Consider the following 25,529-nt stretch of genomic DNA (forward strand, 5'->3'; position numbering starts at 1 on the left):
GGCGGCTACGCCCGCTTCCGGCCCGGCCGCCAATACCACCCCGCCGTTCCTGTGGAACCCGCGTCTTCCGATCCGGTTACGGTTTTCCTTCCCACGGGAAAGCCTATGTCTTTCGAACGAGTGCCATTTTTCGGGATGCACTCTATCAATGGCACACCAACGGTTCCGAACGGAAAGCAGGGGACTCCTTCGAATGAGCGGAAGCGGCGGAACGGCCATGGATGCGGCTGCCCCGACCTTTCTCGCCGGGGGCGGCGAAATGGGCGAACGCATGCGGACCTTCGACTGGTCCGCCACGCCGTTGGGGGTGCCAGAGACCTGGCCGCAGAGCCTGAAAACCGCCATCCGGATCATGCTGACCTCGCGGCAGCCGATCTGGATCGGCTGGGGCCCCGACCTGCTGTTCTTCTACAACGACGCCTACAAGGCGATCATAGGCGGCAAGCACCCGCGCAGCCTGGGCCAGCCCACCGCGGTCGTGTGGCGGGAGATCTGGAGCGACATCGGGCCGATGCTCGCCCAGGCCATGACCGGCATCGAGGGCACCTACGTCGAGAACCAGCTCCTGATCATGGAGCGCTACGGCTATCCGGAGGAGACCTACTACACCTTCTCCTACAGCCCGATCCCCGACGACGACGGCAACGCCGGCGGCATCATCTGCGCCAACACCGACGACACCCAGCTGGTGATCGGGGAGCGCCAACTCTCCCTGCTGAGGGATTTGGCCGCCGGCGCAGGGGAGGCGCGCAGCAGCGCCGAGGTGTGCGAGCGCAGCGCCCGCGCGCTGGAAACCGACGCGCACGACCTGCCCTTCGCCCTGCTCTATCTGGCCGAACCGGGCGCGACGACCTTCGCGCTGTGCGCGATGAGCGGCATCGACCGGTCCCATCCCGCCGCACCCGTCACCCTGACGGAAGCGCCGGACTCGGCCTGGCCCGTCCCAGACCGGTCGCGCGGCCTGGAACTGGTGACCGACCTGCAAGCACGGTTCGGCACAGAGCTGCCCACGGGCCCCTGGGGCAAGGCGCCGGAGCAGGCCGCCGTCCTGCCGCTGCCCGCGGTGAGCGAGAGCGGCCGCGACGGGATCCTGATCGTCGGCCTCAGTCCGTTCCGGCTGTTCGACGACAACTATCAGCGCTTCGTCGGGCTGGTTGCCGGCCAGATCGCCGGAGCCATCGCCAACGCCGACGCCTATGAGGGCGAGCGCCGCCGCGCCGAAGCCCTGGCCGAGATCGACCGCGCCAAGACGGCCTTCTTCTCCAACGCCAGCCACGAGTTCCGCACGCCGCTGACCCTGATGCTGGGGCCGGTCGAGGCGATGCTGGACCGCAATCCTGCCGTGGGTGGCCCGGACGCGGTGGTCGACCGCCACGAGCTGGAGCTGGTCCAGCGCAACGGGCAGCGCCTGCTGCGCCTGGTCAACGCGCTGCTGGATTTCTCGCGCATCGAGGCCGGCCGAATGCGCGCCGCTTTTGAGCCGATCGACCTGGCGGCCTACACCGCCGATCTGGCGAGCAGCTTCCGGTCCGCCATGGACAAGGCGGACCTGCGCTACCGGATCGAGTGCGCTCCCCTGCCCGAGCCGGTCTGGATCGACCGGGACATGTGGGAGAAGATCGTCCTGAACCTGATCTCCAACGCCTTCAAGTTCACCTTGGCGGGCGAGGTGTCGGTCAGCGTGGCGGCGGAGGCCGGGCAGGCCGTGCTGCGCGTGCGGGACACCGGCGCCGGCATCCCGGAGAGCGAACGCGGGCGGGTGTTCGACCGTTTCCACCGGATCGATGGGCAGGTCGGCCGGACCTACGAGGGCACGGGCATCGGGCTGGCGCTGGTGAAGGACCTGACCAACCTGCACGGCGGCACCGTCGCGGTCGACAGCCGCGTCGGCGAGGGCACCACCTTCACCGTCGCCGTTCCCTTTGGAAAAGCCCATGTCCCGCCGGCGGAGCATCACCGGGAAGCATTCGGCACCCCGCCCCAGACCGCCACGTCGACACGCGCCGACATGTTCGTGGCCGAGGCGCTGCAGTGGCTGCCGAACGCCGACCCGACATCGCGGCCGGTTCCCGTCGCGACCGAGGCGTCGGAGCGCGCCAAGGGCAAGACCATCCTTCTGGCCGACGACAACACCGACATGCGCGGCTACGTGGAACGGCTGCTGTCCACCGCCGGATACCGGGTGGAGGCGGTGGCCGACGGGCAGGCGGCGGTGGCGCGCGCCCATCAGGTGCAGCCGGACCTCGTGCTGTCCGACGTCATGATGCCCCTGCTGGACGGCTTCGGGGTGATCGACGCCCTGCGCCGCCACCCGGACACCAAGGACCTTCCCATCATCCTGCTGTCCGCGCGCGCGGGTGAGGAGGCGTCCATCGAAGGATTGCAGGCCGGCGCCGACGATTACCTCGTGAAGCCCTTCAGCGCGCGGGAGCTTCTGGCCCGCGTGGAGGGCACGCTGCGCTTGGCGGAGCTGCGCCGGGAGACGAACGCGGCCCTGCGCGCGGCCAACGAGGATCTGGAACAGCGCGTCGCGGAACGGACGGTCGAGCGCGATCGGGTCTGGCGGAACTCGCGCGACCTGCTCGTCGTCCTCGGCATGGACGGGGTGTTCCGCTCGGTCAACCCGGCCTGGACCGCCATCCTGGGGCACGCGCCGGACGAGGTCGTGGGCCACAGTTTCCACGATTTCGTCTGGCCCGAGGACGCGGACTGGACGCAGAGCGGCTTCAAGGCCGCGGTGGCGGAGCGGGACCTGACCAACTTCGAGAACCGCTACCGGCACAAGGACGGAACGCCGCGCTGGATTTCCTGGCACACGGCGGCGGAGGGGGATCTGCTCTACGCCTACGGCCGGCACATCACGGCCGAGAAGGAGCAGGCCGAGGCGCTGCGCCAGACGGAGGAACAGCTGCGGCGGGTGCAGAAGATGGAGGCCGTTGGCCAACTGACCGGCGGCGTCGCGCACGACTTCAACAACCTGCTCCAGGTCATCGGCGGCAATTTGCAGCTTCTTTTGAAGGACGTGGCCAGCCAGTCACGGGCGGAGCATCGGGTGCGCAACGCGCTGAGCGGTGTGTCGCGCGGCGCCAAGCTGGCCTCGTCCCTGCTGGCCTTCGCGCGGCGCCAGCCGCTGGAACCGCGGGCGGTCAACCTGGGCCGGCTGATCCGCAGCTTGGACGACATGCTGCGCCGCGCGCTGGGCGAGGAGATCGAGATCGAGGTGGTCAGCGGCGGCGGGCTGTGGAACACCATGGTCGACCCGGCCCAGGTGGAGAACGCCCTTCTGAACCTGGCGATCAACGCGCGCGACGCCATGGGCGGGCGCGGCACGTTGACCATCGAGAGCGGCAACGCCGAGCTGGACGACCAGTATGCCGCCCGCCACGAGGACGTCCGGGCCGGCCAGTACGTCATGCTGGCCGTCAGCGACACCGGCTGCGGCATCCCGCCGGACGTCATCGAGCGGGTGTTCGAGCCCTTTTTCAGCACCAAGCCGGAGGGACAGGGTACCGGGCTGGGGCTCAGCATGGTCTACGGCTTCGTCAAGCAGTCGGGCGGGCACATCAAGATCTACAGCGAGCCCGGCCATGGGACGACGATCCGCCTCTACCTGCCGCGCACGCAGGAGGCCGAAGACCTGCCAGTCGCCTTCGACGCCGCCCCGGCGCACGGCGGCAGCGAGACCCTGCTGGTCGTCGAGGACGACGAGGACGTGCGGCAGACCGTGGTGGACATGCTGAACGACCTGGGCTACCGCGTGCTCCAGGCGCGGGACGCCCAGAGCGCGCTCGCCATCCTGGAAAGCGGCGTGGCGATCGACCTGCTGTTCACCGACGTCGTCATGCCCGGCCCGCTGCGGAGCCCGGAACTGGCCCGGAAGGCGCGGGAGCGGTTGCCCAAGCTGGCGGTGCTGTTCACCTCCGGCTACACGCAGAACGCCATCGTCCACGGCGGACGGCTCGACGCCGGGGTGGAGCTGCTGAGCAAGCCCTACACGCGGGAGGTGCTGGCCCGCAAGCTGCGCCACGTCCTGCGCAACCAGCAGCAGAAGGATGCCCAGCTTGCGGCCCCGTTCCCCACGGCGTTCGCGGCGGAGCCCGACGCCGACGGCGCGGAGGACGGCCTGCGCGTGCTTCTGGTGGAGGACGACGCGCTGATCCGCATGACCACGGAGGAGATGCTGGTCAGCCTGGGCCACACGGTGATCGAGGCGGCGGACGCCGAGGACGCCCTGGCGGCGGTCGACGGGGACGAGGCGGTCGACGTGCTGATGACGGATATCAGCCTTCCGGGCCTGTCGGGCGAGCAGTTGGCCGCAAGGCTGCGCCAGCGCCTCCCCGGGTTGCCGGTGGTGTTCGCGTCGGGATATGACCGACCCGCCGAGCGATTGTCACCCGACAAGGCCGGCCCTGCCGTCCACCTGTCCAAGCCCTACGACGTCGCCACGCTGAAGGACGCGCTGCGGACGGCCGTGCGGGACAGACCACGGCGCCCCTGACGCCATGACGAGGGGGCGGCGTCCCGGTTCGGGATCATCCATCGTCCTGCGGAGCGCGCTCCGCCCGATTCATGCGCTCGGCGCGGCCGTGCTGATGCTCGCGGCGGGGTCGGCCCGCGCCAATGCCGGCACCGATCCGTGGGCGAGCCTGTCCAGTTCGCTGTTCAGCCACATTGGCCCGGGCGAGGGCCTGCCCTACTCCGTCGGATCGGCGCTGGCGCAGGACGGCGAGGGCTATGTCTGGATCGGCACGCCCGGCGGGCTGGCGCGCTGGGACGGCTACCGCATGCGGGTCTACCGCCACCGCACCGAAGACCCGGAGTCCCTGCCCGAGAACATCGTCACGAACCTGTTCACCGACGCCCAGGGACGGCTTTGGCTGGGCACGGCGTCGGGCCTCGTCGCGCGGTACGACGCCCGTCAGGATCGCTTCGTTACCTTCCGCGACCAGGGAAGCGGCCTCGGCCGGCTGAGCGGATTGGCCGACGATGGGGCGGAGGGGGCCTGGGCCGTCGGGAACAGCGGGCTGGCCCACCTCGACGGCCGGTCCGGACAATGGCGCCGCGACAAGCCTGGGGACGTCGGCCTGCCGCCGGGCGAGATCCGCAGCGTGCTGCGCGACCGGTCCGGGACGCTCTGGCTCGGCACGGCGGTCGGACTGCGGCGCCGTGCCGCCGGCGAGAGCCACTTCCGCGCGGTGGACGGCCCCGCGGGCTCCATCGTCGCCACGGCGCTGTTCGAGGATTCGTCCGGCACGATCCGGTTCGGCACGGCAGCCGGTCGGTTCGGCAGCATCGTCGGCGGCGAGGCGCGCCTGGAGGACGCCCTCGCCCCGTCGGGGCAGCGGGTGTCCGCCATCGTGGAGCCCGAGCCCGGGACGCTGTGGATCGCGGAGTTCGGCGGGGGCATCCGGGAACTGAATGTGGCGACCGGCGCCGTCCGCTCCTTCCGCAACGACCCGGCCAGCCCGACCAGCATCGCCGACGATTCCATCCTCGGCCTTCTGGTCGACCGGTCGGGCCTCGTCTGGGCGAGTGGGCTGGGCGGGGTGGACCGCCACGATCCGCACGACCGCGGGATCCTGACCGTCCTTCCCGGCAAGCCGTCCGGGCTGCCCGGCAAATATGTGCGCAGCATGACAGTCCGGGCGGACGGCAAGGTCTGGCTGGCGTTCCGCGACAAGGGAATCGCCTTGCTCGACCCTCCCGCGGGCCACATCGAACAGACCATCGCCCCATCCGAGGAACCGGGAAACGGCCTGCCCGGCGCCATGATCCAGGCCATCGCCACCCCCGAGGACGGCCCCGGGGGCGGTGAGGTCTGGGCCGGAACGACCGCCGGGCTGTACCGGGTCCACGCCGAAAGCGGGACGGCATCCGTGTTCCGGCCGCTGGGCATGGCCAACATCCTGTCCCTGATGGCCGACGGGCCCACGCTGTGGGTCGGGGGCAGCATGGGGCTGGCGCGCATCGACCTGAACCGCGGGACCGTGGAGGTGTTCAAACACCGGGCCGACCGGCCGGACAGCGTCAGCGACAACAGCGTGCAGAGCCTGCTGCGCGACGGCATGGGTCGGCTCTGGGTGGGCACCCAGCGGGGCCTGAACCTGTTCGACCCGGCGCGGGGGACCTTCCGGCGTTTTCTGCACGACCAGGACGACCTGACCAGCCTGCCCAACGACATCGTCCACACCATGCTGGAGGACGGCCAGGGGCGGCTTTGGGTCGGCACGGCCGGCGGCATCGGCATCCTTGATCCTTCTGAGGACTCGTTCGACAGCGGCCGAGCCCGCTTCCGGACGCTGAGCGCCGCCAACGGGCTGCCGCACGACACGGTCACGGTGCTTCAGGAAGGCGACGACGGCCAGATTTGGGCCGCCGGCGGCGATCGTCTCGCCACGATCGACCCGCAGACCCTGACCATCCGCAACTTCGGCCCGATGGACGGCGCCGGAATCCGCACCCATTGGGTCGGGTCGGGCGCCCGGCTGCCCGACGGCACGCTGCTGTTCGGCGGCTTCGGCGGGATGACCGTCGTCAAGCCCGGACGGCGGCCACAGTGGGAATTCCAGCCGCCGCTGGTGGCGACCGACATCCGCGTCGGCAGCCGGTCGGTCCCGCCGCCTTCCACGCAAGCGTCTCTGCCGCTGTCGCCCATCGTCGTCACGCCCGAAGACCGCAGCATCCGGGTGGAGTTCGCGGCGCTGGACTTCTCAGCGCCGGAGCGCAACCGCTATGCCTACCGGCTGAAGCCGTACGATGACCGCTGGACCGAAACGGACGCGGGCAACCGGACGGCGACCTACACCAACCTGTCCCCGGGGCGCTACACGCTCACCGTCCGCGGAACGAACCGCGACGGCGTGTGGAGCGGCCATGTGCTGTCCATCCCGTTCCAGGTTCTGCCGGCCTGGTACCAGACGATGTGGTTCCGGACCGCCGCCGCGCTCGCCGGCCTGTCGGTCCTGGCCGCCGCCCTGCACGGATGGACCGCCCTGCTCCGCCGCCGCCAGCGGGAGTTGGAGCGGCAGGTCGCGCAGCGCACCGCCGAGGTGGAGACCGAACGCGCCCGCGCCCTGGCCGGCGAGGCCGGCGCGCGCCGCGCGATGGAGGAGGCCGAGGCGGCAAACCGAGCGAAATCGCGGTTCCTGGCCGTGGTCAGCCACGAAATCCGCACGCCCTTGAACGGCGTGCTGGGAATGCTCCAGCTGCTCGACCCGAAGGCGATGGGCGGCGAGCAGCGCCGCTACCTGGATATCGCCAAGACGTCGGGCAACCAATTGGCCAGCCTGGTCGAAAGCGTCCTGGAATACGGGCGCAGCGAGGCCGAGGAGGACGGGGTCGAGTTGGGGATCGTCGACCCGCGGCACCTCGTGACCAGCGCGGCGGACCTGTTCGCCGTCCAGGCCGCCGCCAACGGGGTGCGCGTCGATCTGGCCATCGACGCGCGGGTGCCGCCGGCGATCCGGTGCGATCGGGTCCGGCTGACCCGCGTTTTGCACAACCTGCTCGGCAACGCCGTCAAGTTCACGCCGCAGGGCCGAATCACCATCTCGCTCGACTTCTCCCCACATCTGGAGGGCGCGCACGGCGATCTGCGCCTCAGCGTCGCGGACACGGGCATCGGCATCGCCCCCGACCTTCGGGAAGCGATTTTCCAGGACTTCGTGCAGGCCGACGATTCCATCACGCGGCGCTTCGGCGGAACCGGACTGGGCCTGGCGGTCTGCCGCCGGATCGCGACGACGCTGGGCGGCAACCTGACGGTGGAAAGCGCGGTCGGCGTCGGCAGCACCTTCCGCCTGACCATACCGGTGGAGGCCGTGCCGGTGGAACCAGTTCAGGCGGCCAAAAGGACGGAGGGGAACGAGGCGCCGGCCCTCGACATCCTGCTGGTCGATGACGACCCGGTGAACCGGCTGGTCGGGCAGGCGCTGATCGGCAAGCTGGGGCACCGGGTGACGGCCGTCGACGGCGGGGCCGCCGCGGCCGACGCCGCGTCCGCGACGCGCTTCGACGTCGTCCTCATGGACATGCACATGCCGGAGATGGACGGAATCGAGGCGATCCGGCACCTGCGCGCACTGCGGGCGGGCCATCCCGATGGAATGCGCGTCGTCGTCATGACGGCCGACATGACCGCGGAAACGCGGGAGCGGTGCCGGCGGGCGGGCGTGGATCGGGTGGTGTCCAAGCCGCTCCACCTCGACGCCGTGCGGAATGCGCTTTCCCTGACCGCGCCGGCAGCCGCCAACGGGGCCGCCGATGGAGACGCCGACGGGGCCGTGGAGACGTGGCTGGATCTCGCGTTCCTGCGCGTGCAAAAGGCCAATCTGGGCGTCCCCGGCCTGATCCGGCTGGGTCGGCTGTTCGCCCGGACGTCGCGCCGGACCCTGGCCGCCCTGGAGGCCGCTGCGGCGGCGGGCGACGCGGAGGCCGTGCGCGACGAGGCGCACCGGCTGCGCGGCGCCGCCGGCGTCCTCGGCCTCACGCAGCTGGCCGCCGCCGCTGCGGCCATCGAGGCCCGGACGGATGGGAGTGCTGCGCTGGACATGGACCGGATCGCCAGCCTGCGGGGCTTGCGCGCGGGATCCTTCAAGGCGCTGTTCAGGGCGGCGCGGATGGCGCCGGAAACGCCGCCCGAACAGCCGGGTCCCTCCCCAACCGGAGCGTCTCCAGCTCGGTGAACAGCCAGTTCTGGAAGCTGCGGATCTTCGGCAGGTCGGCGCGCGATTTCAGCAGGTTGAAGGTGTAGCCCTGGACCTTCAGCCCCTCCAGCCCGAAGGGGGCGACGAGGCGGCCGGTCTCCAGCTCCCGCTGGACCAGAAGCAGGCTTTCCAGGCAGACGCCCAGCCCGTCCACCGCCGCGCTGATCGCCATGAAGGAGCGGTCGAAGCGCGGGCCGCGGGTGATCTCCAGCCGCACCTTGCGGTTCTGCCGCCACCAGTCGCGCCAACCGACCAGGCAGACCTCGCTGTGGATCAGCGTGTGATGGCGCAGGTCGTCGGGCGTGCGGATCGGGTGCGGCCCGTCGGCCAGGGCCGGCGCGCACAGGGGGACGATGGATTCCGTCGGAAAGGGCAGCACCAGCGTGCCGGCCGGCTGGAGCCGCGTGCCGTAGCGGATGTCCACGTCCACCGCTTCCGTCGTCAGGTCGACCGGCTGGGTCGACGCGTTCAGCCGCACGTCGATGTCGGGGTTGAGCGAACTGAACCGCGCCAGCCGCGGCATCAGCCATTGGGTGGCGAAGCTGGGCGTGGAGTGGACCGTCAGGATGTCGCTCTTCTCCGTGCGGCCGATGTTGCGCGTCGCGGTGTCGATGCGCGCGAAGGCCGCCGTGATCTCCTCCGCGTAGCGGCGGCCGGCGTCGGTCAGCACGACCGCCCGGTGGACGCGGTGGAACAGCCGCAGCCCGACGATATCCTCCAGCAGCTTCACCTGATGGCTGATCGCCGAGGGGGTGACCAGCAATTCCTCCGCTGCAAGCGCGAAGGACGCGTGCCGCGCGGCGGCCTCGAACGCCTGGACGGCCTTCAGCGGAATACGATGCTGCATCGCCCCATTCACATGAATTGAATTCAGCTAAGCGCACTGATTATTCGTTTGAGCACCGGATGGCAAGAAAATATGCTTTTCCCAGGTCGCAGGGACATCCCAAGCGGCAAAAGACTTCAAAAAAGCGATCAACCTTCGTCCGAAGACCAGACGCAATGATGGCCGGACCACGGAGAACCGCGTGAACACAACCGCCATAGGGCATAACACCCACCTTGCCGAGCGCGCCTACCGCATCCGCCGCAACGCCTTGCGGATGGGCGAGGTGCAGGGCCAGGGCTACATCGGACAGGCGCTGGACATCGCCGACGTGCTGGCCGTCTCCTACTTCCACGCCATGACCTACCGCCCTGCGGAGCCGGAGTGGGAGGGACGCGACCGCTTCCTGCTGTCGAACGGCCACTACGCCATCGCGCTCTACGCCGCGCTGATCGAGGCCGGGATCATCCCGGAGGAGGAGCTGGAGACCTACGGCAGCGACGACAGCCGCCTGCCCATGTCGGGCATGGCCAGCTACACGCCGGGCATGGAGATGTCGGGCGGCTCGCTGGGGCTGGGGCTGAGCATCGCCGTGGGGCGCGCGCTGGGGCTGAAGCGCACGGGCTCGACCTCCAAGGTCTACACGCTGTTCTCCGACGGAGAGCTGGACGAGGGCTCCGTCTGGGAAGCCATCATGTCGGCGGCACATTGGAAGCTGGACAACCTGATCGGCATCATCGACGTCAACAACCAGCAGGCCGACGGCCCGTCCACCCAGGTCATGGCCTTCGAGCCGATCGTGGACAAGCTGGAGGCCTTCGGCTGGTTCGTGCAGCGGGTGGACGGCAACGACCTGGACGCCGTGGTCGCCGCCTTCGACGCCGCCAAGAACCACACCGAGCCCAAGCCGCGGATGATCGTCTGCGACACCAAGATGGGCAAGGGCGTCCCCTTCCTGGAAGACCGCGAAAAGAACCACTTCATCCGCGTGGACGCGCACGAATGGCAGCTCGCCCTCGACGCGCTGGACGCGGGGAGGAACGCATGAGCAGCACCGCCCAATCAAATACCGACAAGCCGCGCCTGAAGACCTCGGCGATGATCGCCTCGATCGCCGCCGAGGGCCAGCGCACCAAGTCCGCCCCGTTCGGCAACGCGCTGGTCGAGCTGGCGAAGGACCGGCCGGAGGTCGTCGGCATGACCGCCGATCTGGCCAAGTACACCGACCTGCACATCTTCGCGAAGGCCTACCCGGAACGCTTCTACCAGATGGGCATGGCCGAGCAGCTGCTGATGGGTGCAGCGGCCGGCATGGCGCACGAGGGGGCGATGCCCTTCGTCACCACCTACGCCGTGTTCGCCTCGCGCCGGGCCTACGACTTCATCCACCAGACCATCGCCGAAGAGAACCTGAACGTCAAATTCGCCTGCGCGCTTCCCGGCCTCACCTCCGGCTACGGGCCCAGCCACCAGGCGACCGAGGATCTGGCGCTGATCCGCGCCATCCCGAACATGACGGTGATCGACCCCTGCGACGCGCTGGAGATCGAGCAGGCGGTGCCGGCCATGGCCGCCCATTTCGGCCCGGTCTACATGCGCCTGCTGCGCGGCAACGTCCCGCTGGTGCTGGACGAGTACGATTATAAGTTCGAGATCGGCAAGGCGAAGGTGCTGCGCGGCGGCAACGACGTGCTGGTCATCTCCTCCGGCCTGATGACCATGCGGGCGCTGGAGGTCGCGAACCAACTGGCCGGCGACAAGGTGGACGTCGCGGTCCTGCACGTCCCGACCATCAAGCCGCTGGACACCGCGACGATCCTGCGCGAGGCGTCCAAGACCGGCCGTCTGGTCGTGGTGGCGGAGAACCACACGGTCATTGGCGGCCTGGGCGAGGCGGTGGCCGGTGCCCTGATGCGCGCCGGGGTCACCCCGCCCTTCCGTCAGATCGGCCTGCCCGACCAGTTCCTGGACGCCGGAGCGCTGCCGACGCTGCACGACCGCTACGGCATCTCCACCAACGCCATCGCCGCCACCATCAAGGGCTGGCTCGGCTGACGCCGCGGTCCTCTTAAAATTCATCGGTAAAGGAAACGAACCGTGCAGACCTCCCTCCTGCTCGACGGCAAGGTCGCCGTCATCTCCGGCGCCGCCTCGCTCCGCGGCATCGGCATGGCCACAGCCAAGATGTTCGCCCAGCACGGCGCCACGGTCGCCATCCTCGACCTCGACGAGAAGGCCGCGACCGAGGCCGCGGCCCAGCTCGGCCCGAAGCACCGCGGCTACGCCTGCAACGTCACCGACAAGGCCGCCTGCCTTGCCGCCGCGGAGCGCGTCGCGGCCGATCTCGGCGGGATCGACGTCCTGATCAACAACGCCGGCATCACCCAGCCGGTGAAGACGCTGGACATCGACCCGGCGAGCTGGGACCGCATCCTGGACGTCAACCTGCGCGGCGTCCTCTACCTGTCGCAGGCGGTCATTCCCCATATGCAGAAGAAGGGCGGCGGCGCCATCGCCTGCATGTCCTCGGTGTCGGCGCAACGCGGCGGCGGCATCCTTGGCGGCCCGCACTATTCCGCGGCCAAGGCCGGCGTTCTCGGCCTCGCCAAGGCGATGGCGCGCGAGTTCGGCATCGATGGCATCCGCGTCAACTGCGTCACCCCGGGCCTGATCCAGACCGACATCAACGCCGGCAAGATCAGCGACGAGAAGCGCAAGGAAATCCTGGCCGGCATCCCGCTGAACCGCCTGGGCGACCCGAAGGACGTGGCTGGCGCCTTCCTGTTCCTGGCGTCGGACCTGTCGTCCTACATCACCGGCGCGGTGATCGACGTCAACGGCGGCATGCTGATCCACGGTTGATCGGCCTTTTGCACCAGGGAGGATCCATGTCGAACATCGCAGCGGGCCGCACCATCGGATTTGTCGGGTTGGGCGCCATGGGCACGCCGATGGCGAACAACCTGCTGGCCCGCGGCTTCATGGTCCAGGGCTACGATCTGCGGCCGAGCGCCGGGGAGGCCCTGGCCGCCAAGGGGGGCCGGGCCGCGGCGAGCGTTGCCGAGGCGGCCAGCGGCGCCGACGCGCTGATCCTGATGGTGGTGAACGCCGCCCAGGCGGAGGTGGCGCTGTTCGAGCAGGGCGGGCTTGAGGCCCTGCGGCCGGGCAGCACGGTCATCCTGATGTCCACCTGCCCGCCGGCCGCGGTGGAGCGGCTGGCCGCGCGGGTGGACGAGGCCGGGCGGCGCTTCGTCGACGCCCCGGTGTCCGGCGGCATGGTCGGCGCCATCGCCGGCACGCTGACCATCATGGCCGCCGCGCCCGCTGCGGTGTTGAATGAGGTGCGGCCGGTGCTGGAGGCGCTGGGCAGCAAGATCGTTCCTGTCGGGGAGCGGCCGGGCCAGGGCGCCATGGTCAAGACGGTCAACCAGCTGCTCTGCGGCGTGCACATCGCCGTGGCGGCGGAGGCACTGTCGCTGGCCGGCAAGGTCGGCATCGACCCGGAGGTGATGCTGGACGTGCTCGGCGGGTCCGCGGCGTCGAGCTGGATGCTGAAGGACCGCGGCCCGCGCATGATCCAGGCCGATCCGGCTGTGACCAGCGCGGTGGACATCTTCGTGAAGGATCTGGGCATCGTCCTGGAGGCCGGTCGCGAGACCAAGGCGGCGCTGCCGCTGGCCGCGGTGGCGCATCAGATGTTCCTCGCCACCTCCGGCCGCGGTGACGGTGCCGCCGACGACAGCCAGGTGATCCGCGCCTATCAAGCCCTGAACGGCCCGGCCAAGGATCGTTGAACCGCGACAATTGTGAACATTCAGACCGGCGTCCAGCCGGGCAAGACGACAAACCAAGGGAGGAACGGAATGAACAACCGCATCAACAATGGCCGGGGCATCACGCGCCGCTCGCTGCTTGCCTCGGGCGCCGCCCTGGCGACCGCGGTTCCGCTGTGCGGGATCATCACCCGTCCGGCCTCGGCCGCCGAGTTCTCCTACAAGCTCGCGACCGGCCAGGACCCGACCCATCCCGTGAACACCCGCGCCAAGGAAGCGCTGGACCGCATCCGCGAGGCCACCAACGGGCGCCTGGAGATCAACCTGTTCCCGGCCAACCAGCTGGGCTCCGACACCGACCTGCTGTCGCAGGTGCGCAGCGGCGGCGTTGAGTTCTTCAACCTGTCGGCCTCGATCCTCGCCACGCTGGCGCCGATCGCCGGCATGGTCAACACCGGCTTCGCCTTCCCGGACTACGACACCGTGTGGAAGGCGATGGATGGGGATTTGGGCACCTTCATCCGCGCGCAGATCGCCAAGACCGGCATCGTCACGGTGTCGAAGGCGTGGGACAATGGCTTCCGCCACATCTCCTCCGCCACCCGCGAAATCCGCAAGCCGGAGGACCTGAAGGGCTTCAAGATCCGCGTGCCCCCGGCGCCGATGCTGACCTCGCTGTTCAAGGCGCTGGATGCCGGCCCGGCCCCGATCAACTTCAACGAGCTGTACTCCGCACTCCAGACCAAGGTGGTCGAGGGGCAGGAGAACCCGCTGGCGATCATCGCCACGGCGAAGCTGTACGAGGTGCAGAAGTACATCTCCCTGACCGGCCATGTCTGGGACAACTACTGGATCCTCGGCAACCGCCGCGCCTGGGAACGCCTGCCGGCCGACCTGCGCGCCGTCGTGGAGCGGGAGCTGAACAAGTCCGCGGACGACCAGCGCGCCGACATCGCGGGGCTCAGCAAGTCGCTCCAGCAGGATCTGACCGCCAAGGGCATCACCTTCCTGGAAGCCGACCGCGACGCCTTCCGCGCCGCGCTGAGCAAGACCAGCTTCTACGGCGACTGGAAGGCCAAGTACGGCGACGAGGCCTGGGGCCTGCTGGAAAAGTCCGCCGGCAAACTGGCGTGATGACATGACCACGACCCACCACACCAACGCGATGCTCGGCGGCACCCCCGCCGCCGGGCCGCGCCGCTGGGCCGCCGTTTTCGACGGCGCCCTTGGTCCCATCCTGGAGATCCCCGCCGCCCTTCTGGTGGTGGCGGAGATCGCGGTCCTGCTGGCGGGCGTGGTCAGCCGGTATCTGCTGCACAGCCCCATCGTCTGGTCGGACGAGTTGGCCTCCATCCTGTTCCTCTGGCTGGCGATGCTGGGCAGCGCCGTCGCGCTGCGCCGCGGCGAGCACATGCGGATGACCGCGGTCGTCGGTATGTGCTCGCCGGGCACCCGCGCCTTCCTCGACGTGGTGGCGATCGCCGCGCCGCTGGCCTTCCTGCTGATGATCGTCGGCCCCGCGATGGAGTTCGCGGAGGAAGAGGCCTTCATCACCACCCCGGCGCTGGAGATCACCAATTCCTGGCGCGCCGCCGCCCTGCCGGTGGGGTCGGTGCTGATGCTGGTCATCGCGGTGCTGCGGCTGTTCCAGGTCGCGGACTGGCGCCATACCATCGGGGCGCTCGCCTCCGTGGCGGTGGTGGCCGGTGGCTTCGCCCTGCTGGAGCCGGTCTTCCACGGCCTGGGCAACGTCAACCTGCTGATCTTTTTCGTCGGCCTCGTCGCGGTCTGCGTGCTGGCCGGCGTGCCCATCGCCTTCGCCTTCGGTCTGGCGACCTTCGGCTACTTGGCGCTCACCACCACCACGCCCCTGCTGGTCGTGGTGGGGCGCATGGACGAGGGCATGTCGCACCTGATCCTGCTGTCGGTGCCGCTGTTCGTCTTCCTCGGCCTGCTGATCGAGATGACCGGCATGGCCGCGGCCATGGTCGGCTTCCTGGCGAGCCTGCTGGGCCATGTGCGGGGCGGCCTGTCCTACGTGCTGGTCGGCGCCATGTACCTCGTGTCCGGCATCTCCGGCTCCAAGGCCGCGGACATGGCGGCGGTCGCCCCGGTGCTGTTCCCGGAGATGAAGGCCCGCGGCGCCAAGCCCGGCGACCTCGTGGCCCTGCTGTCGGCGACCGGCGCGCAGACGGAAACCATCCCGCCCAGCCTCGTCCTGATCACGCTGGGGTCGGTCACGGGCGTGTCCATCTCCGCGCTGTTCACCGGCGGCATGCTGCCGGGCGTCGTCCTGGCGATCACGCTCTGCGCCGTCGTCTGGTGGCGTTACCGCGGGGAGAACCTATCGAACGTGCGCCGCGCCAGCCGCGGTGAGATCGGGCGCAAGCTGCTGATCGCCCTGCCGGCGCTGGCCCTGCCCTTCGTCATCCGCGCCGCGGTGGTGGAAGGTGTGGCCACGGCGACCGAGGTGTCGACCATCGGCATCGTGTATTCGGTGGCCGCCGGCCTGCTGATCTACCGCCGGTTCAACTGGTCGCGCCTTCTGCCGATGCTGATCGACACGGCGGCCCTGTCCGGCGCCATCCTGCTGATCATCGGGGCGGCGACGAGCATGGCCTGGGCGCTGACCCAGTCGGGCTTCTCCGGCCAGCTCGCCCACGCCATGTCCTCCCTGCCGGGCGGTGCGGCGATGTTCATGGCCGCCTCCATCGTCGCCTTCATCGTGCTGGGCAGCGTGCTGGAGGGCATCCCCGCGATCGTGCTGTTCGGCCCGCTGCTGTTCCCGATCGCCCGCCAGATGGGCATCAACGACGTGCACTACGCGATGGTCGTGATCCTGTCCATGGGCGTGGGCCTGTTCGCGCCGCCCTTCGGCGTCGGCTACTACTCGGCCTGCGCGATCAGCCGCATCCATCCCGACGAGGGCATGAAGCCCATCGTCGGCTACATCCTGGCCCTGCTCGCCGGCCTGATCGTGGTGGCAGCGGTGCCCTGGATTTCCACCGGTTTCCTCTGATCCTCCCTGAACTCCCCCGCCGTGCCGGCGACGACGCGGCGGGGACCTTTCTTTGATCCCTTTCTTTAAACCCTTTCTTCGCAACGAACCCACCAACGCCCTTCCCTCCGAAAAGGGCGAACAGGAGAGTCTTGCCATGCCCACCGCCACGGCCATCCCGAACCCGCAACTGCTGGCCAACGCGATCCGGTTCCTGTCCATCGACGCCATCGAGCGCGCGACCGAAGGGCACCAGGGCGTTCCGCTCGGCATGGCCGAGATCGCCACGGCCCTGTTCACCCGGCACATGAAGTTCGACGCCAAGGATCCGCAATGGCCGGACCGCGACCGCTTCGTGCTGTCGAACGGCCATGGGTCGATGCTGCTCTATTCGCTGCTGCACCTGACCGGCTACGAGCACTTCCCGCTCGACCAGATCAAGAGCTTCCGCGAGATGGGCTCCCACTGCGCGGGGCACCCGGAATTCGAGCCGGCCTCAGGCATCGAGGTGACGACCGGGCCGCTCGGCCAGGGCATCGCCAACGCGCTGGGCATGGCGCTGGCGGAGGCGTACCTGAACGCCAAGTTCGGCTCCGGCCTCGTCGACCACCACACCTACGCCTTCGTCGGCGACGGCTGCCTTCAGGAGGGCATCGGGCAGGAGGTGATCTCGCTGGCCGGTCACCTGAAGCTCGGCAAGCTGGTCTTCTTCTGGGACGACAACCGCATCACCGACGACGGCAGCACGGAGCTGTCGATCAGCGAGGACGTGGCGGAGCGCTTCCGCGTCGCCGGCTGGCACGTGCAGGCGGTGGACGGCCATGATGTGGAGGCGGTGTCCGACGCCATCGCGGCGGCCAAGGCCGACCCGCGCCCGTCGCTGATCGCCTGCCGCACGGTGATCGCCCGCGGCATCCCCCGCTTGGAGGGCAAGCGCGGCGGCCACAGCGCCCGCCTGTTCAAGGAGGATCTGGACGCCACGCGCGAACGGCTGAACTGGCCGCACGGCTCCTTCGTCATTCCGGACGACGTGCTGTCGGCGTGGCGCGCCGCCGGTGCCCGAGGCGGTGCTGACCGCGAGGCCTGGGCCGCCCGCCTTGCCGCCCTGCCCGCGGACGCGCGGGCGGAGTTCGAGCGCGTGCAGCAGGGCCGCCGGCCGGACGCCTGGCGCGAGATTCTGCTCGCCTACAAGAAGCGCGTGGCGGAGGAGGGGCCGGCCCAGCCGCCCATCCAAAGCTCCGGCGAGATCGCCAGCCTGCTGTGCGAGGTGCTGCCCGAGACGGTCGTCGCCTGCGCCGACCTGGAGGCGCCGACCAACCACAAGCGCAACTTGGCCGCCTTCACGGCGACCGACCGCAGCGGCGCCTACGTCCATTGCGGCGTGCGCGAGCATGTGATGGGTGCGATGGCCAATGGCATGGCGGCGCATGGCGGGGTGAACCCGCTGGCGGTGACCTACCTCGCCTTCTCCGACTACGAGCGGCCGGCGATGCGCATGGCGGCGCTGATGGGGCTGCCGGTGAAGTTCGTCTTCAGCCACGATTCCATCGGCATCGGCAAGAACGGCCCGACCCACCAGCCGGTGGAGATCCTCGCCTCCTTCCGCGCTATGCCGAACATGCTGGTGCTGCGCCCCGCCGACGCGGTGGAGGCCGCGGAATGCTGGGAAATCGCCATGGAGCAGACCGCGACCCCCAGCACGCTGGTCTTCGCCCGGCAGGCCACCCCGGCGGTGCGCCGGACCTACGGCGCGGAGAACCTGTCCCGGCGCGGCGCCTATGTGCTGGCGGCAGCCGAGGGCGGCCAACGCCGCGTCACGCTGCTGGCGACGGGGTCGGAGGTGTCGATCGCGCTGGAGGCGCGCGCCACGCTTCAGGCCAAGGGGGTTCCGACTGCGGTCGTCTCCATGCCCTGCTGGGAGCTGTTCGACCGGCAGGAGGCGGGCTACCGGGCGGAGGTGCTGGGCCCGGGCACCGTGCGGATCGGGGTGGAAGCCGCGGTGCGCCTCGGCTGGGACCAGTATCTGGGGGAGAAGGGCGGCTTCGTCGGCATGCCCGGCTTCGGCGCCTCCGGGCCCGCGGACGAGCTGTACCGCCATTTCGGCATCACCGCCGATAATGTGGTCACAGAAGCAATGCGCCGGCTGTGATCCGCGACCCTCTCAGCGAGACCAAAACCATGCACAAGATCGTCTTCCTCGACCGTGCCACCATCGCGCCGCAGATCACGCTGCGCCGCCCGTCCTTCGCGCACGAGCTGGTCGAGCACCAGCAGACGCGCCCCGACGAGGTGCAGGAACGTCTGGCCGGGGCCACCATCGCCATCACCAACAAAGTCGCCCTGCCCGGCGCGATCCTGGAGCAGCTGCCCGATCTGCGCCTGATCGCCGTCGCCGCGACCGGGACCGACTGCGTGGACAAGGTCTATTGCCAGCGAAAGGACATCGCGGTCAGCAACATCCGCGGCTACGCGATCAGCACGGTGCCGGAGCACACATTCGCGCTGATCCTGGCGCTCCGCCGCAGCATCGTCGGTTTCCGCGAGGACGTGCTGGCCGGGGAGTGGCAGAAGGCCGGGCAGTTCTGCTTCTTCAACCACCCGATCCGCGACCTGCGCGGTGCGCGGCTGGGCATCATCGGGGAAGGCGTGCTGGGCCAGCGCGTGGCGGAACTGGGCCGCGCCTTCGGCATGGTGCCGCTGTTCGCCGCCCACAAGGGCAGGAGCGGGCTCGGCCCCCTCTACACCCCCTGGGACGATGTGCTGGAGACCAGCGACGTCATCACGCTGCACAGCCCGCTGACGCCCGAGACGAAGGGCATGATCGGCTTGCCAGAATTCCGGCGCATGAAGCGCAAGCCCCTGATCGTCAACACCGCCCGCGGCGGGCTGGTGGTGGAAGAGGATCTGGTGACCGCGTTGGACGAGGGCCTGATCAGCGGTGCCGGCTTCGACGTCACGGTCAGCGAGCCGCCGCCGATGGACAACCCGCTGATGCGCATCGCCGGCCGCCCCAACGTCATCCTGACCCCGCACGTCGCCTGGGCGTCGGATGAGGCGCAACAGACGCTGGCCGACCAGCTGGTGGACAACATTGAGAACTTCGTGCGGGGCACGCCGAGCAACTTGGTGCTGGGTGCTTACTGACGCCTTCCAAGTCCCCTCTCCCCTCCGGGGAGAGGGTTAGGGTGAGGGGGTCCCGCCATGTTGGTAGGTCCGGCACACGCGCAACCCCCTCACCCTCCCCTCTCCACAGGGGGGAGAGGGTTTACAGCTCCGCGCCTACCCCATCACCAGCCCGCCGTCGACGTATAGGGTCTGGCCGGTCATGAAGCGGCTCCAGTCCGATGCCAGGAACAGGACCGGCCCCGTGACGTCGTCCGGGGTGGCGATCCGGCGCAGCGGGGTCTGGGCGATGATCGTGTCCTTGACGCCTTCCTTCGTGCTGCGGCTGGCGTCGGTCGGGTACACCAGCCCCGGCGCTACGCAGTTCACGCGGATGCCGAGCGGCCCGAGTTCCGCCGCGAGGTTGCGGCTGAAGCCGACCAGGGCGGACTTGGCCGTGGCGTAGTCGTGGTAGGGTACGGTGGGGCGGGCGACGAGGTCGGTCGTCATGTTGACGATGCTGCCCCGCGCCCGCCGACGCATCAGCGGCAGCACCGCTTGGCAGACGTTGAAGGTGCCCCGCAGCGCGCCGTCGACCTGCGCCTGGTAATCGGCCCAGGCCGCGTCCCAGAACAGGGTGCGCTTGTCCGGGTCGAAGGCGTAGGGCTTGAACGCGTTGTTGACGACGGCGTCGAGGTGCCCGACCTCGTCGGCCACGCGGTCCACCATGGCGCGCACGGCAGCTTCATCGGTCACGTCGGCCTGGACAGCCCAGCCGTCGCCGCCCAGCGCGCGGCAGTCCTCCGCCACCCGCTCCGCGGCGTCGGCGTTGCGGAGATAGTTGACGATGACCATCGCCCCTTCCGCCGCGAAGGCCTTGGCGATGGCGGCGCCGATGCCGCGGCTGGCGCCGGTGACGAGGACAGTCTTTTCCCGGAAATCCATGGGCTTCGCGCCGCTTGCCGTTACTGCGGAATGAGGTCGGTGACGACCAGCTTGGACATGTCCAGGTCCTTCGTGATCAGGCCCAGCTGCTTGAAGGTGTCGGCACCCTTCTGCATCAGCTCCGGGTCGAAGGCGCCGAGGCCCTTGGCCTTCGTCGTCTCGGACTGGCTGGAGGCGTTGCGCAGCTTGATGATGGCGAGGTTGGTCGCCTCGTCGCGGCCGTTGATGGCGCGGGTGACGGCGATGCGGGCGGCCTCCTCCGGCTGGGCGATCATCCAGGCGGCGCTGTCGCGATAGGCGGCGAGGAAGCGCTTCAGCACGTCCTTCTTCGTCCGGTAGGTGTCCTCCGTCACCACGAAGATGTCGCTCGGCAGGTTCAGCGTGTCCTTCACCTCGATGACGTTGACGTCCTTCAGCCCCTTCTGCTGGCCGACGTAGAGCCCGGTGTCGGTCGCCGCGGTGGCGTCCACCTGCCCCTGGATCACGGGGGCGAAGTTCAGCAGGCCGGCCACCTCGATGGTGACGTCCTTCTCCGTCAGGCCGACCTGATGCAGCAGCACCTGAAGGTTCTGGTAGGTGCCGCTGGACAGGCTGTAGACGCCAATCTTCTTGCCCTTCAGATCTGCCGGCTTGGTGATGTTGCGCTCCTTCGGCGACACCACGTTGAAGACGTTCTGCGGGTAGATGTTGTAGATGGCGACGAGCTTCTGCCCCTTGTCGAGCGCCAGGAAGAAGGACGCCGGATCGGTGAAGGCGACGTCGGCCTGTCCGGTCAGCATGTTCTGGATCGCCGCCCCGCCGCCGGTGCCCGGCACATAATCCAGCGCAATCCCCTTCGCCTTGAAGAAGCCCTTGTCCGGTTCGGCCAGCAGGCTGGTGATCTCGCTGATCGGCTGGCTCCAGCCGGCGACCGTGACCTTATCCTCGGCCAGCGCCCTACCCGCCCCAGCCAGCCCGATCACGCCGGCCAAGGCGACCATGCTGAGGGAACGCAGCAGTCCGGAAAAGCGTGTCTTCATGGTCGTCGGCCTTTCAGCCCTGTCAGTTGGTCCAATGGCGTCGCAGCAGCCACCGCTCGATTGCGGTGACGGCCTGGTAGAAGGCCATGCCCAGCGCCGTGATGACGATGAACAGGGCGAACATCATGGTGGAGTCCATCATGCCCTGCGCGGCGATGATCGAGGCGCCGAGGCCCGTGCGCCCGCCGATGAACTCCCCGACCACGGCGCCGACCAACGCCAGCACGACCGACACGCGCACGCCGGCCAGGATCACCGGCAGCCCGGCAGGAATTTTCAGGCGCAGCAGCGTTTGCAGGCGCGTCGCCCGCAGCATGCGGAACAGCTCCCGCTTGTTGGGGTCGACCTGGCCGAGCCCGGTCATGGTGTTTTCCAGAAGCGGGAAGAAGCAGATCAGCGCCGTGATCACCACGGTGGAGGTCATGCCGAAGCCGAACCAGACGATGAACAGCGGCCCCAGCGCCAGCTTCGGCACCACTTGGCTGGCGATGATGTAGGGGTAGAGGAGCCGGCGCAGCCCCTCCACCTCCGCCAGCAGCACGCCCGTCAGGAATCCCACCGCGCAGCCGATGGCGAGGCCGAGCGTCATTTCCGCGCTGGTCATGGCGAGGTGTGGCAGAAGGAAGCCGCTGGTCAGGCCATCCCACAGGGTGCGCAGGACAGCGGACGGCAGCGGCACGACCAGCGACGGGATGCCGGACAAGCGCCCGTACAGCTCCCACGCCGCGAGCAGCAGGACGAGCAGAAGCGCGGACCCGATGCGGGCGGTCATGACGCAGCGTCCAGGGGCACGGGTTCCGCGGGCGCGCCGTCCATGGCCCGGCGAAGCGCGCGGCACAGCGCGGTGAAGCGCGGGCTGTAGCGGGCATCACGCCCGCGTGGCCGGGGCAGATCGACGGCCAGGGCGTGGTGGAGCCGGCCGTTCTCCATCACCGCGACCCGGTCGGCGAGGTAGATGGCCTCCGCGATGTCGTGGGTGACGAACAGCACCGTGGTGCCGCGCAGGGCGCAGAGGCGCAGCAGATCGTCCTGCAACTCCTCCCGCGTGATGGCGTCGAGCGCCGCGAAGGGCTCGTCGAGCAGCAACAGCGCCGGCTCCGTGATCAGCGCGCGGGCGATGGCGACGCGGCTCTGCTGCCCGCCGGACAGTGCCCGCGGGTGGCGCCCTTCCAGGCCGGACAGGCCGACGAGGTCCAGCAGCTCTTCTGCCTTGCGCCGGTCCTGCGGCAGCGGACGGCGCGCCAGCGACAGGGGGAGCAGGACGTTGTCGAGCGCCGTTTGCCAGTCCAGCAGGGTCGGCGTCTGGAAGACGAAGCCCACCTCGGGGCTCGGTTCCCGCACCGCACTGCCGCGGATGCGGATGGCGCCGGCGGTCGGTTGCAGCAGGCCGGCGGCGAGCTTCAGCAGGGTCGTTTTCCCGCAGCCGCTGCGCCCGACGAGGCAATGGAACTCGCCGGCCGGGATGGTCCAGTCGATATGGTCGACGATGGACTGGCCCGGTTGGACGTCGTAGCTGGCGCGGTCGATCGACACGAAGCTCATGAGTCCGGCCCCCTCAATCGACGTAGCGGGCGAAGGCGTCGGCCGCCTGCTCCGCCGACTGTTCGATCTCCGTCAGGGTGACGAGGTCGAGCAGGTTGAAGCGCCCGTCGTGGTGCCAGCCCGCCTCCGGCGCGGTCATGCGGCCGAGCGCGCAGATGCGCGTCACCCCGACCGCGCCCAGCAGCCCGGCCAGCCGGTGCAGCTCCTCCGGATCCGCGGCGACGCCGACGGTCTGGAGGAAGGCGCGATGGGGGGCAAGGCCGGGGACGGCGTCGGCCAGCCGGTCCACGGCGACGATGGTGACGGTCCGGTTCAGGCCGCAGGGGGACAGGCCTTCCGGCGCGTCGGCGTAGGCCACGCTCCAGGCGCCGGCCGGGTCGCCGAGCAGGGTGCGGGTGGGCTGGGCGAAGGTCTTCATCTCCTCCGCGTTGCGCCAGGCGGCGACGCTGCCGGCCTCCGCCATGGACAGGGCGCGGCGGGGGAAGCGGGTCTCATGGGCGGCCAACTCGTTGGCGAAATAGCCGGCGAATTCGCGCGGCGACACCCGCCCGCCGCGCTCCACGAAGAACAGCTGCGGCGAGTAGCAGCCCTGCTGGTCGTAGCGGACCACGTCGTAGGCCGCGCGGTTCGCGACCATCCCGGCCTTCCCGACGTCGAGCGCGGAGCGCGCAACCATGCCGAAGCTGATTTTGTGCCCATAGGGCAGGTAGCGCGTGGTGATCGGCACGCGGCCGCGGATCGCCGCCAGCGCGTCGTTGCCGCCGTAGGCGACGACCGTGTCGGCCTGAACCAGCCACATCAGTTCCTGCGCCTCGTCGCCGCCCTTCCACCAGACGATGGCGAGGCAGTCGGCGAGGTCGGGGTCGACCTCCGCCAGGATGCGCGCGAACCAGCCGGCGAACAGAGGTTCGGCGGTGGGGACCTTGCCGACCGTGCCGGCCTTGACCAGCAGGCCGGAGATCAGGCTCCACAGCGGCAGGCCCGGTACGTTGCCGGCCCAGATGTGCAGCAGCAGCTCCGGCCCGTGGGCCTTGGCGAAGCCGCCCTTGGGCGTGGGCTGGAAGTCGTCGAGGATCGAGGGGTTGGCGAAGTCCTCGACCAGGAATTTCTGCAGTTCCGGCCGGCGGAAGGTCTTCAGGTAGCCGGTCAGGCCCAGCCGGACCATCTCCGCGTCGTAGCCGGTGACCAGCGGCAGCAGCCGTTCGGCCTTTTGCCGCCAGGGATCGTCGCGGTCGAGCAGCCGGGCCACCGCGCGGTCGATGGTCGCGGCGATGTCGGCGACGGTCCGGGTCTTCAGGGTGCGGCGGGCGGCGTCCCGGACGCGGGCGGCGAGTGCGGCGATTTGGGCGTCGGTCAGGACGGGGACCGCGACCTCCAGCGCGTCATTGCCGCGCGTAAAGGTCAGCGTCCGCCACTCGACCTGGTCGGCGGGCAACCCCGGCAGATATCCGGCGACTTCCCGTTCCATAGCCTTAGACCCGCGCGGCCTTCAGGAACTCCTCAACCGCCAGGGAGCAGCCTTTGGCATCGGCGCCGTCGGCCCGGCCGAGCAGGCGGAAGCCGGCCTCAACCGCGATGCCCGCATCCTCCGTCAGGATGGCCGAGGCGCAGTTGAAATGGGCCAAGTCATGGTGAACCAGGACGCCGACGGTTCCCTTCGGCACCTCTTCCCCCGTCAGGGGGTTCACGACGCGGCTGCGGATCCAGTGCGGCCCCGACTTTACGGACGGGCAGGCCTCGTTGCCGTCGTCGTAGAACTGGCTGCTCAACTCCGTCATGCCGTACATGTTGATGCAGGAGCGGCGCGGCACGCCGAAGGTGGCGGAGAGCTGGTCGTAGAAGGCGTCGGCCTCCATCTCCCGCGACTGGCCCTTGAAGCCGCCGGTATCCAGGATGCGGCTGCCTTCGGGAAGGGCGAAGCGCCGCCCGCCGAGCGCATCCATCAGGTGCACGAAGCTGTAGCTGGCGCCCAGCAGGGCGTAGGGCTCCCCGGCCTGTTCCGCGCGCTCCAGGTCCGCCGTGACCGCAGCGACGTCGAGGCCTTGGTCGCCGATGAAATTGCGGCTGCCCTCCGCCCCGAAGGTCCGCATGGCCAGCGCCAGATAGCGCGCCAGGGAGGAGTTGGGCATCGCCTCCTCGGTCGGGAACAGGATGCCCATGCGCAGCCGGTCTTGATCACCCATGAAGCGCCGGCGGAAGTTCAGGGTCATCGAGCGGTCCCACACCGCCATGGTCGGGTGGTGGCTCTTGCCGCGCACGCCCTGGGTGGTGCCGCTGGTCATGAACACCCGTTCGCAGTCCTCCGGCGGCCGGCAGGTCAGGGTCAGTTCCTTGAAGGCGCTGATCGGGACGGCGGGGACGTCGCGCCAGCTCTTGACCGTGCGTGCCGTCCGGCCCCGCTGCACGGCGAAGCGGCGGTAGGGCTGGTTGTGTTCGAACTGGTGGGCGAAGACCGCCAGCGCCATCCGGTTGAACGCGTCCTCGTCAGCGCCGGCGGCGCCGATGAAGGCCAGCAAGTCCTCGATGACGCGGGATTCGGAAGCACGAGCGTCTGACACGTCCTGACACACCTTTCGCGACGCAACGGAACCCAATGGTCCGGATCACGGGTATCAGGGC

17 protein-coding genes are annotated in these 25,529 nt (G+C 69.6%); 10 read left to right on the plus strand and 7 right to left on the minus strand.

Features of this window, described 5'->3' with window-relative positions; all coding sequences use genetic code 11:
• Window positions 1–217 precede the first annotated feature (217 nt).
• Window positions 218–4,498, plus strand: a complete 4,281-nt coding sequence (locus tag M2351_RS17460; protein ID WP_264657392.1) for a response regulator — start codon at window positions 218–220, stop codon at window positions 4,496–4,498.
• 4 nt (window positions 4,499–4,502) lie between these two features.
• Window positions 4,503–8,684, plus strand: coding sequence for a hybrid sensor histidine kinase/response regulator (locus M2351_RS17465; protein ID WP_264657393.1), 4,182 nt, complete (start codon window positions 4,503–4,505; stop codon window positions 8,682–8,684).
• Here the strand turns inward: M2351_RS17465 and gcvA are convergent.
• The gene (gene gcvA, locus M2351_RS17470; protein WP_264657394.1) at window positions 8,605–9,552 is read right to left on the minus strand and encodes a transcriptional regulator GcvA; all 948 of its coding nucleotides are present in this window, start codon (window positions 9,550–9,552) and stop codon (window positions 8,605–8,607) included. The genes M2351_RS17465 and gcvA overlap by 80 nt on opposite strands.
• A gap of 181 nt (window positions 9,553–9,733) precedes the next feature.
• Between gcvA and M2351_RS17475 the strand changes: the two genes are divergently transcribed.
• From M2351_RS17475 to M2351_RS17510, 8 genes are all read left to right on the plus strand, one after another.
• Window positions 9,734–10,579: a transketolase gene (locus tag M2351_RS17475; protein WP_264657395.1), complete on the plus strand. Its 846-nt coding sequence runs from the start codon at window positions 9,734–9,736 to the stop codon at window positions 10,577–10,579.
• Entirely contained in the window at window positions 10,576–11,586 is a 1,011-nt protein-coding gene (locus M2351_RS17480; protein ID WP_264657396.1) for a transketolase family protein, read from the plus strand. Before M2351_RS17475 ends, M2351_RS17480 begins: the two co-directional genes overlap by 4 nt.
• A gap of 42 nt (window positions 11,587–11,628) precedes the next feature.
• A complete protein-coding gene (locus tag M2351_RS17485; RefSeq protein WP_264657397.1) occupies window positions 11,629–12,393 on the plus strand; it encodes an SDR family NAD(P)-dependent oxidoreductase in 765 nt (254 codons plus the stop codon).
• 26 nt (window positions 12,394–12,419) lie between these two features.
• Window positions 12,420–13,325, plus strand: coding sequence for an NAD(P)-dependent oxidoreductase (locus tag M2351_RS17490; RefSeq protein WP_264657398.1), 906 nt, complete (start codon window positions 12,420–12,422; stop codon window positions 13,323–13,325).
• A gap of 69 nt (window positions 13,326–13,394) precedes the next feature.
• Window positions 13,395–14,438: a TRAP transporter substrate-binding protein gene (locus M2351_RS17495; RefSeq protein ID WP_264657399.1), complete on the plus strand. Its 1,044-nt coding sequence runs from the start codon at window positions 13,395–13,397 to the stop codon at window positions 14,436–14,438.
• A gap of 4 nt (window positions 14,439–14,442) precedes the next feature.
• Window positions 14,443–16,323 carry a TRAP transporter large permease gene (locus tag M2351_RS17500; protein ID WP_264657400.1) on the plus strand — a complete coding sequence of 627 codons (1,881 nt, stop codon included), beginning with the start codon at window positions 14,443–14,445 and terminating at the stop codon, window positions 16,321–16,323.
• A gap of 136 nt (window positions 16,324–16,459) precedes the next feature.
• Window positions 16,460–18,451, plus strand: coding sequence for a transketolase (gene tkt, locus M2351_RS17505; RefSeq protein WP_264657401.1), 1,992 nt, complete (start codon window positions 16,460–16,462; stop codon window positions 18,449–18,451).
• 29 nt (window positions 18,452–18,480) lie between these two features.
• Complete coding sequence (locus tag M2351_RS17510; RefSeq protein WP_264657402.1) at window positions 18,481–19,446, plus strand: D-2-hydroxyacid dehydrogenase; 966 nt, start codon at window positions 18,481–18,483, stop codon at window positions 19,444–19,446.
• A 135-nt stretch (window positions 19,447–19,581) separates the two neighbouring features.
• Here M2351_RS17510 and M2351_RS17515 read toward each other — a convergent pair whose 3' ends face one another.
• From M2351_RS17515 to M2351_RS17540, 6 genes are read right to left on the minus strand one after another with little or no spacing between them, the layout of a single operon-like run.
• A complete protein-coding gene (locus M2351_RS17515; protein ID WP_264657403.1) occupies window positions 19,582–20,349 on the minus strand; it encodes a 3-oxoacyl-ACP reductase in 768 nt (255 codons plus the stop codon).
• 20 nt (window positions 20,350–20,369) lie between these two features.
• The gene (locus M2351_RS17520) at window positions 20,370–21,368 is read right to left on the minus strand and encodes an ABC transporter substrate-binding protein (protein WP_264657404.1); all 999 of its coding nucleotides are present in this window, start codon (window positions 21,366–21,368) and stop codon (window positions 20,370–20,372) included.
• Between the two features lie 22 nt (window positions 21,369–21,390).
• Window positions 21,391–22,140 carry an ABC transporter permease gene (locus M2351_RS17525; RefSeq protein ID WP_264657405.1) on the minus strand — a complete coding sequence of 250 codons (750 nt, stop codon included), beginning with the start codon at window positions 22,138–22,140 and terminating at the stop codon, window positions 21,391–21,393.
• Entirely contained in the window at window positions 22,137–22,910 is a 774-nt protein-coding gene (locus M2351_RS17530; RefSeq protein WP_264657406.1) for an ABC transporter ATP-binding protein, read from the minus strand. The genes M2351_RS17525 and M2351_RS17530 overlap by 4 nt, the downstream gene beginning before the upstream one ends.
• 13 nt (window positions 22,911–22,923) lie before the next feature.
• Entirely contained in the window at window positions 22,924–24,378 is a 1,455-nt protein-coding gene (locus tag M2351_RS17535) for an acyl-CoA reductase (RefSeq protein ID WP_264657407.1), read from the minus strand.
• 4 nt (window positions 24,379–24,382) lie between these two features.
• Window positions 24,383–25,468 (minus strand): LuxE/PaaK family acyltransferase, encoded by a 1,086-nt coding sequence (locus tag M2351_RS17540; protein WP_264657408.1) that lies wholly within the window; start codon window positions 25,466–25,468, stop codon window positions 24,383–24,385.
• Between the last annotated feature and the right edge of the window lie 61 nt (window positions 25,469–25,529).

Source organism: Azospirillum canadense (assembly GCF_025961225.1).
GTDB lineage: Bacteria > Pseudomonadota > Alphaproteobacteria > Azospirillales > Azospirillaceae > Azospirillum > Azospirillum canadense.

What these genes read in the sequence shown, in the direction of transcription:
- M2351_RS17460 (WP_264657392.1), top strand. Translation starts at nt 218, where the DNA reads ATGGATGCGGCTGCCCCGACCTTTCTCGCCGGGGGCGGCGAAATGGGC.
- M2351_RS17465 (WP_264657393.1), top strand. Translation starts at nt 4,503, where the DNA reads ATGACGAGGGGGCGGCGTCCCGGTTCGGGATCATCCATCGTCCTGCGG.
- gcvA (WP_264657394.1), bottom strand. Translation starts at nt 9,552, where the DNA reads ATGCAGCATCGTATTCCGCTGAAGGCCGTCCAGGCGTTCGAGGCCGCC.
- M2351_RS17480 (WP_264657396.1), top strand. Translation starts at nt 10,576, where the DNA reads ATGAGCAGCACCGCCCAATCAAATACCGACAAGCCGCGCCTGAAGACC.
- M2351_RS17490 (WP_264657398.1), top strand. Translation starts at nt 12,420, where the DNA reads ATGTCGAACATCGCAGCGGGCCGCACCATCGGATTTGTCGGGTTGGGC.
- M2351_RS17495 (WP_264657399.1), top strand. Translation starts at nt 13,395, where the DNA reads ATGAACAACCGCATCAACAATGGCCGGGGCATCACGCGCCGCTCGCTG.
- M2351_RS17500 (WP_264657400.1), top strand. Translation starts at nt 14,443, where the DNA reads ATGACCACGACCCACCACACCAACGCGATGCTCGGCGGCACCCCCGCC.
- tkt (WP_264657401.1), top strand. Translation starts at nt 16,460, where the DNA reads ATGCCCACCGCCACGGCCATCCCGAACCCGCAACTGCTGGCCAACGCG.
- M2351_RS17510 (WP_264657402.1), top strand. Translation starts at nt 18,481, where the DNA reads ATGCACAAGATCGTCTTCCTCGACCGTGCCACCATCGCGCCGCAGATC.
- M2351_RS17515 (WP_264657403.1), bottom strand. Translation starts at nt 20,349, where the DNA reads ATGGATTTCCGGGAAAAGACTGTCCTCGTCACCGGCGCCAGCCGCGGC.
- M2351_RS17520 (WP_264657404.1), bottom strand. Translation starts at nt 21,368, where the DNA reads ATGAAGACACGCTTTTCCGGACTGCTGCGTTCCCTCAGCATGGTCGCC.
- M2351_RS17525 (WP_264657405.1), bottom strand. Translation starts at nt 22,140, where the DNA reads ATGACCGCCCGCATCGGGTCCGCGCTTCTGCTCGTCCTGCTGCTCGCG.
- M2351_RS17530 (WP_264657406.1), bottom strand. Translation starts at nt 22,910, where the DNA reads ATGAGCTTCGTGTCGATCGACCGCGCCAGCTACGACGTCCAACCGGGC.
- M2351_RS17535 (WP_264657407.1), bottom strand. Translation starts at nt 24,378, where the DNA reads ATGGAACGGGAAGTCGCCGGATATCTGCCGGGGTTGCCCGCCGACCAG.